Source organism: Streptomyces sp. NPDC047706 (genome assembly GCF_043204795.1).
Lineage (GTDB): Bacteria > Actinomycetota > Actinomycetes > Streptomycetales > Streptomycetaceae > Streptomyces.
Map to the genome: position 1 here is coordinate 81,787 of NZ_JBIDCW010000014.1, position 12,356 is coordinate 94,142.

Annotated in this window: 9 protein-coding genes and 1 tRNA gene; 3 read left to right on the forward strand and 7 right to left on the reverse strand. The window is 69.4% G+C overall.

Annotated elements, in window-relative coordinates; translation table 11 throughout:
* The 4 genes from ACGF8A_RS18460 to ACGF8A_RS18475 form a co-directional block, all read right to left on the reverse strand.
* A partial coding sequence (locus ACGF8A_RS18460) for a hypothetical protein (protein WP_393109331.1) occupies nucleotides 1-597 on the reverse strand: 597 nt, incomplete at its 3' end.
* A gap of 338 nt (nucleotides 598-935) precedes the next feature.
* Entirely contained in the window at nucleotides 936-2,174 is a 1,239-nt protein-coding gene (locus ACGF8A_RS18465; RefSeq protein ID WP_393109333.1) for an IS701 family transposase, read from the reverse strand.
* A 143-nt stretch (nucleotides 2,175-2,317) separates the two neighbouring features.
* On the reverse strand, nucleotides 2,318-2,917 hold the full coding sequence (locus ACGF8A_RS18470) for a tyrosine-type recombinase/integrase (RefSeq protein WP_393109335.1): 600 nt from the start codon (nucleotides 2,915-2,917) through the stop codon (nucleotides 2,318-2,320).
* Between the two features lie 342 nt (nucleotides 2,918-3,259).
* Nucleotides 3,260-3,342: transfer RNA gene (locus tag ACGF8A_RS18475), tRNA-Leu, on the reverse strand.
* Between the two features lie 407 nt (nucleotides 3,343-3,749).
* On the opposite strand from ACGF8A_RS18475, the gene ACGF8A_RS18480 reads away from it, so the two are divergent.
* Nucleotides 3,750-4,550: an ABC transporter ATP-binding protein gene (locus ACGF8A_RS18480; protein WP_393109337.1), complete on the forward strand. Its 801-nt coding sequence runs from the start codon at nucleotides 3,750-3,752 to the stop codon at nucleotides 4,548-4,550.
* Between the two features lie 36 nt (nucleotides 4,551-4,586).
* The gene (locus tag ACGF8A_RS18485; protein ID WP_393109339.1) at nucleotides 4,587-7,115 is read left to right on the forward strand and encodes an ABC transporter permease; all 2,529 of its coding nucleotides are present in this window, start codon (nucleotides 4,587-4,589) and stop codon (nucleotides 7,113-7,115) included.
* 59 nt (nucleotides 7,116-7,174) lie between these two features.
* Here the strand turns inward: ACGF8A_RS18485 and ACGF8A_RS18490 are convergent, their stop codons facing one another.
* Nucleotides 7,175-8,473 carry a class I SAM-dependent methyltransferase gene (locus ACGF8A_RS18490; protein ID WP_393109341.1) on the reverse strand — a complete coding sequence of 433 codons (1,299 nt, stop codon included), beginning with the start codon at nucleotides 8,471-8,473 and terminating at the stop codon, nucleotides 7,175-7,177.
* 266 nt (nucleotides 8,474-8,739) lie between these two features.
* Here ACGF8A_RS18490 and ACGF8A_RS18495 point away from each other — a divergent pair, with 266 nt between their 5' ends.
* Nucleotides 8,740-9,390: a hypothetical protein gene (locus tag ACGF8A_RS18495; protein ID WP_393109343.1), complete on the forward strand. Its 651-nt coding sequence runs from the start codon at nucleotides 8,740-8,742 to the stop codon at nucleotides 9,388-9,390.
* A gap of 30 nt (nucleotides 9,391-9,420) precedes the next feature.
* Here the strand turns inward: ACGF8A_RS18495 and ACGF8A_RS18500 are convergent, their stop codons facing one another.
* Together ACGF8A_RS18500 and ACGF8A_RS18505 are read right to left on the reverse strand one after the other, a co-directional pair.
* Nucleotides 9,421-10,080, reverse strand: coding sequence for a hypothetical protein (locus ACGF8A_RS18500; RefSeq protein WP_393109345.1), 660 nt, complete (start codon nucleotides 10,078-10,080; stop codon nucleotides 9,421-9,423).
* A gap of 310 nt (nucleotides 10,081-10,390) precedes the next feature.
* Nucleotides 10,391-11,773 (reverse strand): NAD(P)/FAD-dependent oxidoreductase, encoded by a 1,383-nt coding sequence (locus tag ACGF8A_RS18505; RefSeq protein ID WP_393109347.1) that lies wholly within the window; start codon nucleotides 11,771-11,773, stop codon nucleotides 10,391-10,393.
* Nucleotides 11,774-12,356 lie beyond the last annotated feature (583 nt).

The following is a 12,356-nucleotide window of genomic DNA, read 5'->3' on the forward strand; positions in this document are numbered from 1 at the left end:
GTCCTTCCCGCCGTCCGGATCCTTGTCGGTGTCCTTCCCGCCGTCCGGACCCTTGTCCGTGTCCTTCCCGCCGTCCGGATGCTTCGGGTCGTCCGGGTGTTGCGGCCAGTCATGCTTGCCCGGCTTCCAGATGTCGTGGTTCTTTACATCCCAGTACTTGTAGCTGACGCGGTGACTCTCCCAGTAGTAGTAGTCGTTCCGCGTCTCCCAGCAGTAGTACCGCTTGGGGCCCTTCCAAATGTAATAGACCTCGAAGTGCTCGTCCCAATAGAACTTGTAGTTGTACTTGCCCCAGCAGTACCACTGCTTGTGCTTCTTGTCCCACGAGCGCTTGCTCTTCTTCTGCCAGCAGTACTTGCCCTTGCCCTTGCTCTTGCCTTTGCTCTTGCCCTTCTTCTTGTGCTTGTCCTTGTGCTTGTCCTTGTGGTCGCCGTCGACCAAGGACACCGCCGACGTCTCCTGCAGCGGCGCGGCCGACGCCGCCGCGGCGGGCAGGAGGACGCCTCCGGCGACCGCCACGGCGGACGCCACCGTCGTACCGATGATCATCCGGCGCTTCCGAGTGGTGTTTTCGCGGGTGCTGATGTCACGAGCCATTTCTCTACTCCTGTGAAATGAGGAATATTAGTTCCGCGCTTGTTCCGCGCTTTTCCTGCCTGACCTCGTCTCCGGTCCGGTGGTTCCCGGCGAGGCCCGCACTTCAAGTAAGCCGGAGCCGCACAACGAGGTCACGTTCCGGAAACTCGGAACTTGACAGCATCAGTAAAGGGCGCTAAGAGCCGCCAACGGCAACCACGAGGCAACCGGTGACTGAACTGCGCAGTGCGCAGGCTTCCGAGGGGAAGAGACGATGAACCAATTCCAGCGGACCATGATCACCGCTGTCGCGGCCGCCACTCTGGTCGGCTTAGTACTCCAGCTGTAGATCGTGATTTTCATGTCTGGGATGCGGCTTGTCGCCGGTAGTGGCTGGTGCGTGATCGTGCCTGGTGGCGACGGCGGCAGTCGGACCAGGCAAGCCGGTGGGCCGCGTCGCGGGCGGGCTGGACGACGAGCGTGATGAACAGGCGGCAGATCTCGTTGCAGGACAGTGGGATCAGGTCGTCCGGCGTGGGGCGGTGTGCGTGTTCGTCGGCGCGGACGACGGCGAGGAAGGCGTGGGCCAGCATGGCGAGGGTGACCCAGCGGGCCCAGGAGGGGTAGCGGCGGACCTGGTGCTCGTCCAGTCCGGCCAGCCCCTTCTCGGTTTGGAAGGTCTCCTCCACCCTCCATCTGGAGCCTGTGACCGTGACGAGAGTGGGCAGGAGTGTCGGCGTGGTGGAGTGGCAGCGGTAGTAGGCGAGTTCACCGGTGCTGCGGTTGCGGCGGATCAGCAGTTGGTGGCGGCCCGGGGCCGGCTCGGCGAGGTCGATGACGGCCCAGTCGCAGAACCGCTGCCCCTTCGCGCCGCGTCCGGCCGAGAGCTTCTGCCAGGCCCGCTTCGGCACCTTCCATGCCAGGGCATCAGCGCGGAACTTGCCTGCGCTGGTGTGCATTTCGGCGGAGCAGGCCACCGCGAGGACATAGCCGATGCCGCGTTCCTCCAGAGCCGTACGGAGTCTTGGGCTGCCGCCGTAGACCTCGTCCCCGGTGACCCGGCCCACGTGGTGTCCGGCGTCCAGGAACCGTTCGATCATCGTGCGGGCCAGTTCCGGCTTGGTCGCGAAGACGGTGTCCTCGCCGAGCCCGGCGGCCCGGCAGCGGTCCGGGTCGCACGTCCGGGAGCGTGGGATGTACAGCTCCCGGTCCACTGCCGCGTGCCCGCGCATCCCGGCGTAGACGAGGTGGACCGCGACCTGGGAGTTCTCGATCCGTCCGGCTGTTCCGGTGTACTGGCGCTGGACGCCGACCGTGTGGGTGCCCTCCTTCACGTCGCCGGTCTCGTCGACGACCAGGACCGCGGCCTCGTCGTGGAGGTGCTCGACGACGTATTCACGCACGTCATCACGGACGGCGTCGGCATCCCAGACGGCGCGGGACAGCAGATGCTGCATGCCGTGCGGGCTGGCCTCCCCGGCCCATTCCGCGATCGTCCAGCAGTTTTTGCGCGGCAGGTCCGACAGCAGGCCGAGCACCAACCGCCCGGCCCGCAGCCGTGGTTCGTAGCGGCTGAACCGGCCTGCGATCCGGCCCATCAGGGCCTCGAACGCGTCCCGCCAACGGGAGGGATCTATGCTGTGACCTGCGGCCACCGTCTCTTCGTCAGTCCACACAACTCACGATGACCAACGGTGGCCGCACCCATGCCCGCACCAGCCCTGGCCAGCAAGATCACGATCTACAGCTGGAGTACTAGGCGCTCCTGGACGTACTTCGGGCTGTGGCGGTCCGAGAGCAACGCGGCGACGTGGCTGTGGCGCAGGTCGTGGAACGTGGGGTACTTCCAGTCAGCGATCAGGCCCCGCTCCTTGGCCTCCGTGACGGCCGCCACCCACCGGTCGTAGAACGTGCTGTACACCAGCCGCTCGCCCTGCCCGTTGTGGAAGATCAGCGCGTCCTTGGCCAGACCGGCCAGGCCGTGCCCCAGCAGCTCCTGCCACAGACCGCCCGAGATGTCGACGGTGCGCCGGGACGCCTTGCTCTTGGGCGTGCCCAGGTAGGCACCGGGCTGCGGGTGCGTCTTCGGCCGTCGCTTCCAGGCCCGGGCCACCTTGAGCTCGAAGAGGCCGGCGGACGGGTTACGGGCGTGTCGCGCGGCCAGGGCGGTGATCTCGCCCCAGCGCATCCCGGTGCCGTACGCCACGCGCACCAGCACCTGGTCCTCCGGCCGCTTGAAGCAGGCGACCAGGCCGGCCACCTCGTCCGGTGTCATGAACTCCATGTCCTCGGTGCGCTCGTCGTCCAGCGCGCCCTCGTCGTCCGTGCGTGGCAGCCGCACCAGCTTGCAGGGGTTGCGCTCCCGCGTCGATGTATCCCTCGCCCTTGACCCATCCAGGCGGCCACTGCTGGCCGTGCTCGTTGACCGCTTCCTTGAAGACCTCCGCCGCGGCCCGGCCGTCCTCGTCGCCGTCGAAGCGCTCGACCTGCTGGTTGGTTCTGTCGCCCCCGAGGTTCCACTTCACCTGGTAGCTGGTGACGACACCATCCGCGTTCTTTCGTGGTGCTACGTACGCCATGGCACGGGACTGTACGCCGCGTGCTCCCAGCGTGCTCCCAAGTTCCACGAAAGAGGCGGCCCCACTTGACCATCGCACCAGGTCAGGTGGGGTGAATGCCCGAGTGCCCGGAACCGGACTTGAACCGGTACGCCCGCGAGGGGCAGCGAGGTTTAAGCTCGCCGTGTCTGCATTCCACCATCCGGGCAGGCCATGGGCTCCGCTTCGAGGTCCCGAGCCTATCTGGGCGCGTCCCCCGAACAGCGGAAGGACGGCCCCATGTTGTCTTATTCTATTGACGCCTGAGGGTGCATCAGCACTCGGTACGCGCCGTCCGCACTTGCCAACAGCCTTACGTGCGAGACTCGCCCGCGCATACGGAATGACGCAATTTCACCGCCCGAACGAGGTGGCTCCACCCGTTTTCGACAGGTCCTCCCGACCGGGGATCCCGTAGGGCCCGCCCGTCATCCCCAGGTATGACACGGGCGTCCGCGGTGCGACCGGAGACTGCCCCGGGAACCGGAACAACGGCTGACTACATGGCGCCGTTCGGCCGAGACGATGGAGCACGTCCCAAGAACCACCCCGTCGTCCCGACAGGAGCGCCACCCCGTGACCACCACACCCGTCGCCAACCGGACCACCACCGTGGCCGCACGCGCCACGGAGCTGTCGAAGATCTACGGACAGGGCGAGACCCAGGTGGTCGCCCTGGACCGGGTCTCCGTCGAGTTCCGGCAGGCCGAGTTCACCGCGATCATGGGCCCGTCCGGCTCCGGCAAGTCCACCCTGATGCACTGCGTCGCCGGCCTGGACACCTTCTCCTCCGGTTCGGTGCGCATCGGCGACACCGAACTCGGCTCCCTGAAGGACAAGCAGCTCACCAAGTTGCGCCGCGACAAGATCGGCTTCATCTTCCAGGCGTTCAACCTGCTGCCGACGCTGACCGCCCTGGAGAACATCACCCTTCCGATGGACATCGCCGGGCGCAAGCCGGACAGGCAGTGGCTGGACACCGTGATCGCGATGGTCGGCCTGTCCGACCGGCTCGGCCACCGCCCGTCCCAGCTCTCCGGCGGCCAGCAGCAGCGCGTCGCCGTCGCCCGCGCCCTGGCCTCCCGTCCCGAGATCATCTTCGGTGACGAGCCCACCGGAAACCTCGACTCCCGCGCGGGCGCCGAGGTGCTGGGCTTTCTGCGCAACTCCGTGCGTGAGCTGGGCCAGACGGTGGTCATGGTGACGCACGACCCGGTGGCGGCGGCGTACGCGGACCGCGTCGTCTTCCTCGCCGACGGCCGGATCGTGGACGAGGTGTACGGGCCGACGGCGGACTCGGTCCTCGACCGCATGCTGCATCTCTCCGGGGGCAGCCCCCAGACCCCCGACTTCGACGCCAAGGGCCGCACCAGCTGACGTCCCCTCACCCACAGACTCAGGACTGAGACCTCCATGTTCCGCACCGCCTTGCGCAACGTACTCGCGCACAAGGCCCGGCTCCTGATGACCGTCCTCGCCGTGATGCTCGGCGTGGCGTTCGTGTCGGGGACGCTGGTCTTCACGAACACCATCTCCGACGCCTACCAGAGCAAGTCCGCCAAGGGCTTCGACCAGGTCGACGTCGCGGTCGGCCCCGGGTTCCAGGACGCCGAGGGCGACCGGGTCGGCAAGCAGCACGAACTGACCGAAGCCCTGCTCGACCGGAGTGCCGAGGTGCCCGGCGCGGCCTCGGCCGTCGGCGTCGTGCAGGGGTTCACCGCCATCGCCGACAAGGACGGCAAGCTGATCGGCGACGGCTTCAGCACCCAGGGCGGCAACTACTGGGGTTCCGAGGACCCCCGGTACCCGCTGGTCGACGGCCACGCCCCGAAGGGCCGGGGCGAGTTCCTCATCGACTCCGAGACCGCGCAGCGCACCGGCTACAAGGTCGGCGACACGGTGCGGCTGTCGGTCGACGGGCCCGTCCTCACGCCGAAGGTCACCGGCATCTTCACCACCGACGACGGCAACGTCGCGGCAGGCGGCAGCCTCGCCCTGTTCGACACGGCGACCGCGCAGAAGCTGTTCGGCAAGGTGGGCACGTACGACGAGATCGACGTCAAGGCGGAGCCCGGCGTCACCCAGGCCGCGCTCAAGGCCGCGCTGGACAAGGCGCTGCCGAAGGGCGCCGTGGAGACCACCACGGGCAAGCAGCTCGCCGACGACCAGGCGGAGACGATCGCCTCCTCGATGAGCGGGCTGAAGCAGGGCCTGCTGGTGTTCGCCGGTATCGCGCTGTTCGTCGGCACGTTCATCATCGCCAACACCTTCACCATGCTGGTCGCCCAGCGCACCAAGGAACTGGCGCTGCTGCGGGCGGTCGGCGCCTCCCGCAAGCAGGTCACCCGGTCGGTGCTGATCGAGGCGTTCGTCGTCGGTGCGGTCGCGGCCGCCGTCGGCCTGGTCGCCGGCATCGGCATCGGTGCGGGGCTGCGCTCCCTGATGGGCAGCTTCGACGCGCCCGTACCGGACGGCCCCCTGGTGATCACGCCGGGCACGGTGGGCGCCGCCCTCGCCGTCGGCATCCTGGTCACCGTGCTGGCGGCCTGGCTGCCGGGCCGCCGCGCGGCGAAGATCCCGCCGGTGGCGGCGATGGGGAGCCTGCACGCCAAGGCGACGACCAAGTCGCTGGTGCTGCGCAACACGCTGGGCTCGCTGTTCTCGGCGGCCGGCGTCGCGGTGGTCCTCGCGGCGACGACGATGGACGGCTCGGACGGGCAGGCCCCGATGGGGCTCGGGGCGGTCCTGCTGATCATCGGTGTGTTCATCCTGACGCCGCTGCTGTCCCGCCCCCTGATCGCCGCCGCGGCACCGGTGCTGCGGGTGTTCGGCGTCTCCGGCAAGCTCGCCCGGCAGAACTCGGTGCGCAACCCGCGCCGCACCGCCGCCACCGCCTCGGCGCTGATGATCGGCCTCACCCTGATCACGGGCATGACGGTGATGGCGGGCAGCCTGCAGAAGTCGATCGACAAGATGGCTTCGGACGCGATCAAGGCCGACTACGTGGTCTCCATGGCGAACGGCAACGCGCTGTCGCCGGACGTCGCCGAGAAGCTGGAGCGGGCGGACGGCGTCACCGCCACCAGCCCGATGCGCAACGCCGTCTCCCGGATCGACGGCGAGACCGAGTTCCTCACCGGCGTCTCTGGCGCCACCTTCGGCGAACTGACCGATCTCGAGGTCGAGCAGGGCTCGTTCAGGGTCGGCGGCACGGACGTCACCGTCGACGACGAGACGGCCGCGTCGCACGGCTGGAAGGCGGGGTCGAGCTTCACCGTCGCCTACGAGGACGGCAGGAAGCAGCGGCTGACGGTGGCCGGGGTCTACCAGGGCAACGAAATGATCAGCGGGATCATGCTGGACACCGCGACCCTCGCGCCGCACCAGCAGGACCCGGCCGACATGCTGGTCATGGTCAGGACGTCCGGCGGCCCCTCCGACGCGGTGGCCGGCAAGCTGGAGAAGGCCCTCGGCACCAACCCGGCGATCAAGGTGCAGGACAAGCAGGACCTCTCCAACGAGATCGCCCAGATGTTCACGCTGATGCTGAACATGCTCTACGGCCTGCTGGCCATGGCGGTGATCGTGGCGGTCCTCGGCGTCATCAACACCCTGGCGATGTCCGTCTTCGAGCGCTCCCAGGAGATCGGCATGCTGCGCGCGATCGGCCTGGACCGCCGGGGCGTCAAGCGGATGGTCCGCCTGGAGTCCCTGGTGATCTCCCTGTTCGGCGGTGTGCTGGGCATCGGCCTGGGCGTCTTCTTCGGCTGGGCGGCCGGTGAGCTGCTGGGTTCGAGGATGGCGACGTACGAACTGGTCCTGCCCTGGACCAGGATGGCGGTCTTCCTGCTGCTGGCGGCGGTCGTGGGCGTACTCGCGGCCCTGTGGCCGGCCCGCCGGGCGGCGCGCCTGAACATGCTCACGGCGATCAAGTCGGAGTAGTCCCGGCTGTACGGCGGCCAGGGGCCCCGCTTCCTTCGGGAGGCGGGGCCCCTGGCCGTTCAGCTGTTCCAGGTACGGGCACGCAGCGGCATCCCGGAGGCCCCGGAGTCGGGGGTCCTCACGGCCAGGACCTGGTTGACGCCGATGCGGTTGCGTTCGAAGGCGAGCGCGGACGCGGCCATGTACAGGCGCCAGACGCGGGCGCGGCCGGGGCTGGTCAGGCGGACCGCGCGGTCCCAGTCGGCCTCCAGGCGAGCGACCCAGCGGCGCAGGGTGTGGGCGTAGTGCTCGCGGATCGACTCCACGTCCCGGACCTCGAAGCCGGCCCGCTCCAGCTGGGTGACGGTGGTGCCGACGGGGGCGAGTTCGCCGTCCGGGAAGACGTAGGCGTCGATGAACGGGTCGACCCGGTAGGTCGTTTCGTCCCGCTGGGGGCGGCGGGCGATCTGGTGGTTGAGCAGCCGTCCGCCGGGCTTCAGCAGGGCATGCAGGGCGCGCGCGTACTCCAGGTACCGTTCGCTCCCGACGTGCTCCGCCATGCCGATGGAGGAGATGGCGTCGTAGGGGCCGTCCACGACGTCCCGGTAGTCCTGGACCCTGATCTCCACCCGGTCGGTGAGTCCCTCGCCGGCGACGCGCTTGCGGGCGTACACGGCCTGCTCCTGGGAGAGCGTGATCCCGACGACGCTCACCCCGTGCTCGCGCGCCGCGTGGACGGCCATCGAACCCCAGCCGCAGCCCACGTCCAGCAGCCGCTGTCCCTCCTTCAACCCGAGTTTCGCGCAGACGAGTTCGAGCTTGTCGCGCTGGGCCGACTCCAGGGTGCCGTCGCTGTCGGCGGCCGGCCAGTAGGCGCACGAGTAGACCATCGACGGGCCGAGGACCAGTTCGTAGAAGTCGTTGCCGACGTCGTAGTGATGGCTGATGGCCCGCTTGTCGCTGCGCCGGGTGTGCAGATGACCGCGCCTGCGGACCTCCTCCTGGGGCGGGGTGGGCGGGATCGGGGGCCCGGCGAGCTTCACCAGCTCCCGTACGGCCGCCCGTACGTCGGGGTCGCGCAGTGCCTCGACGAGGCCACGGGCGTCCTCCCCCCGCTCCCAGACCAGCCCGGACACGACACCGAGAGTCGTGTACAGGTCGCCCTCGACGCCCAGGTCTCCGGCGACCCAGGCGCGGGCGAGTCCCAGTTCGCCCGGCTTGAAGAGCATGTGACGCAGGGCGCGCCGGTTGCGTACGACGAGCACCGGCGCCTCCGGCGGCCCGTCCTGCGAGCCGTCCCAGGCCCGCACCCTCAGCGGGAGCGGCGCTCCCAGCATCTGCTCGGCAAGACTCCTCAGCCGCGACGCGGCGTCGGCCATGGCACACCTCCGGTGAAAGGAATGAGCCCGCTGGATCGTCTCCATCGCTGGCGGGGGAAACGACCGCGCACGCCGACGTCATTCCCCTCCACGTGCCTCTGCCGACACGTTGGCCGAACCGTCACACTCCCGCGTTACCCGAGCGGGTGCGACCGGTCAAGCCACTACATGAAGGGGCGTGCTGCGATCCGGGGTCACCGGCCCTAATGGAGACGGGCCGAAACGTTCGGCTCCACCTCCCGGAACACCTTTGGATGTGATCTCGCATGACCAGCCTTTCCAAGATCCAGCGCGTCGCCCTGCTCGCCGCCTCGACCACGGTGATCACCGCAGGCGTGCTGGTGCCCACCAGCGCCTTCGCGGCGGCGGCGCCCGTCGGCGTCGTCACGACGACGGTCGCCGGCAGCGCCGGCAGCGCCGACGCCGCCGCACAGTGGACGCAGACGACGGACGCGCCGAGCGGCGTCACGGTCCAGCTGCCCGGGCAGGCTCATACCGAGACCATCGACGAGGACGGCATCGAGGCTCGCGTCCACGATGTGACGACCGACTACGGATTCATCAGATTCACCGTCTTCGAAGGCCCGGACGACGGTCAGGGGTGGGACCTGACGGGCTCTCTCCAGAAGCAGCTGGACATGCACAACAAGGACGCCGCCCAGTCCTCCGGCGCCACGCTCACCGGCGAGGACGTTCAGGAGGGGACCACGGCCGAAGGCCTGCCTGCCCTCGACGCGGCTCTCACTGCCACGGACGGCACGGCCGGCGACACTCGCCTCATCGACCTCGGCCCGTACATGGTCCAGGTGGTGGTCCTGGGCACCACGGACGATCAGCAGGCGATGGAAGCCGACTACCTGCGGGTCCTCAACGGCCTCGAGCTGTCGGGCGGCGACGCGGCCACCCGGTCCTTGTGAGCCGGGACGCCTCCCGGACCCAGGGACCCGCTAAAGGCGGCTCAGCATGACCGAGAGGGCGTTCACGGCGTCCTCCCGGTTGTGTCCCTGGTTTGCTGTGCGCACCACGGTCGCCTGCATCAGGACCTGTCCTTTTCGGGCCGTGAGCTGTGTGTAGTAGGTGTCCGCCTTCAGGCCCGTATGGTCGACGACCAAGTGCCCCTCCTCGCCCGCCACCTCGTCGGAGCCCTTCAGGTCCGGGAGGTCGAGGGCGCGTACGTTCTCCCACTTCTGTTTGCTCGCGGAGTCCAGTTCCGTGGGGCAGCGCGCGGCATCGGCGCGCATCCGGGCGATGTCCGTCGTGGCCGAGGCGGCGTCCCGGTGGACGATGACCCCCGAGGTGGCGCCGACCGACTGATCCGACTTCTGCACGCTGCGCTGCAGCCCGGCCAGCATGGTCGCCGGTCGCTGCGCCACGATGTAGCAGCTGTCGTCGGCGACGTAGTGGGTGACGTCGTCCGTTTCGTAGGGATCGCTGCGAACGTAGCCGGAACCCCAGTCCGCGGGGGTCAGCGCCACTCGTTTGGCGACGTCCCGGGCCTCGGCGGCGGTTCTGATCCGCTCCGGCTCCTGGTCGGGGCCGGCGAGAACGGGCACCAGGGCGACGGCGGCACCGATCGCGGCCACGGCGGCACCGGCACCGACGAGCACGGGCGTCCTGCGCCACCAGGGGCGCCGCCTCTCGGGCGGGCCGGGGGCGTGACTCGCGTACAGGGGGCCCGGCGGAGGGCCCGCCGGAGGACCGGGCGGCGGAGGGGTGCTCACATGCGTGCTGTACCACCCTCGCCCGGTCGTGCCGCGGAGCCCGGCGCAGAGATCACCTGACTGACGGGGCACCGGGTACGGAGACCACCTGGCCGACGCCGGGCCGGGTGGCGCGGGCGGCCCCTGCGGACACGGCGAAGGGGCCGCCCGCACCACGGATGGCGGGCGGCCCCTCAGACTCACCGGTGACCTGGGGTCAGGAGGCCTTCGCCTTCTCCCCGGTCTTCGGGGCGGCGGCGACCGGCGCCGGCTTGGCCGCCTCGTAGAACTCCTCGCGCGGGGACTCCAGCGCGCCGAGGGCGACGACCTCGCGCTTGAGGAACATGCCGAGCGTCCAGTCGGCGAAGACGCGGATCTTGCGGTTGAACGTCGGCATCGCCATGCCGTGGTAGCCACGGTGCATGTACCAGGCGAGTCGGCCCTTGAGCTTGATCTTCATCTTGCCCATGACGATCATCGCCACGCCCTTGTGCAGGCCGAGGCCCGCCACCGCGCCCTTGTTGGCGTGGCTGTAGTCCTTCTGCGGGAAGCCCCGCATGCCGGACACCACGTTGTCGCCGAGCACCTTGGCCTGGCGCAGCGCGTGCTGGGCGTTCGGCGGGCACCAGGCGTTCTCCACACCGGCCTTGCGGGCGGCGAGGTCGGGCACCTGGGCGTTGTCGCCCGCGGCCCAGATGTAGTCGGTGCCCTTGACCTGGAGCGACGGCTCGCAGTCGATGTGGCCGCGCGGGCCGAGCGGGAGGCCGTAGCGTGACAGCGCCGGGTTCGGCTTGACGCCGGCCGTCCAGACGATGGTGCTGGCGTCGACCTCGAGGCCGTTCTTCAGCACCACGTGGCCGTCGACGCAGGAGTCCATGGACGTCGAGAGGTAGACCTCCACGCCCCGGCTCTCCAGGTGCTCGCGGCCGTACTTGCCGAGCTTGGGACCGACCTCGGGAAGGATCTTGTCGGCGGCGTCGACGAGGATGAAGCGCATGTCCTCACGGGACACGCTGGTGTAGTACTTGGCCGCGTCCCGGGCCATGTCCTCGACCTCGCCGATGGTCTCCGCACCGGCGAAGCCGCCGCCGATGAAGACGAAGGTGAGCGCCTTGCGGCGGATCTCCTCGTCGGTCGTGGAGTCGGCCTTGTCCAGCTGCTCCAGGACGTGGTTGCGCAGGCCGATGGCCTCCTCGATGCCCTTCATGCCGATGCCCTGCTCGGCGAGGCCGGGGATCGGGAAGGTGCGGGAGACCGCGCCGAGCGCGACGACGAGGTAGTCGAAGGGCAGCTCGTACGCCTCGCCGACCAGCGGGGCGATCGTGGCGACCTTGCGGTCCTGATCGATGGTGGTGACCCGGCCGGTGAGCACCTCCGCCTTGGGCAGCACGCGTCGCAGCGGGACGACGACGTGGCGCGGGGAGATGTTGCCGGCGGCGGTTTCGGGGAGGAAGGGCTGGTAGGTCATGTACGACCGGGGGTCGACGACCGTGACGGTCGCCTCGCCGTAGCGCATCTTCTTCAGGATGCGCCGAGCTGCGTACAGGCCTACGTACCCACCGCCTACTACGAGGATCCTGGGACGCTCCGTGGTGCTCATGCCATCGAGTATCCACCCACCTCCGAGGGGGAGCTCGTGCGCCCCTTCACAAGCACTTCCGGGTCCCGTGCTACACTCCCCGGCCCGCGTGAGGCAAGTCATGGTCACGATCGGGAACCACGGCCCGGTGGACCCCGTTGTCAATGGCGCGTGAGCTGCCCCTCTGACCCTCCCAAGGGTCCGGGAGGGCCCCGCGGGCCCTCTCGCAAGGGACCTCCGGCCACTCCGTACACGGCCCGTCTGAACATGTTCAAGACCCTGTTCACCCCTCGGAAGGGTCAACAGGCACCCTTCCGTGCTCCTACCGGGCCGAATTCCTTGTGAAGAACTTCACGAACTTTTCCGGGGCGGGCAATCCCGGCAGTGCCGGAGCGGCGGCCGGAGGGTCTCCCGCCACGCCCACACGCGGGTCGACCTGCTCGTCCGGCGCCGCCGGCCGGTGACGCACCGAGCCCGCGCCGGCCGTGACCCGTACCGTCACCGGTCACCCGCACCGTCACGCGGTCGGCCACTCCGGCCCTCCTGCGGGCCGCTTCCCGCACGGCTCCGGTCGGCGCCGCCCTCGGCATCGTCCCCGGCCTCG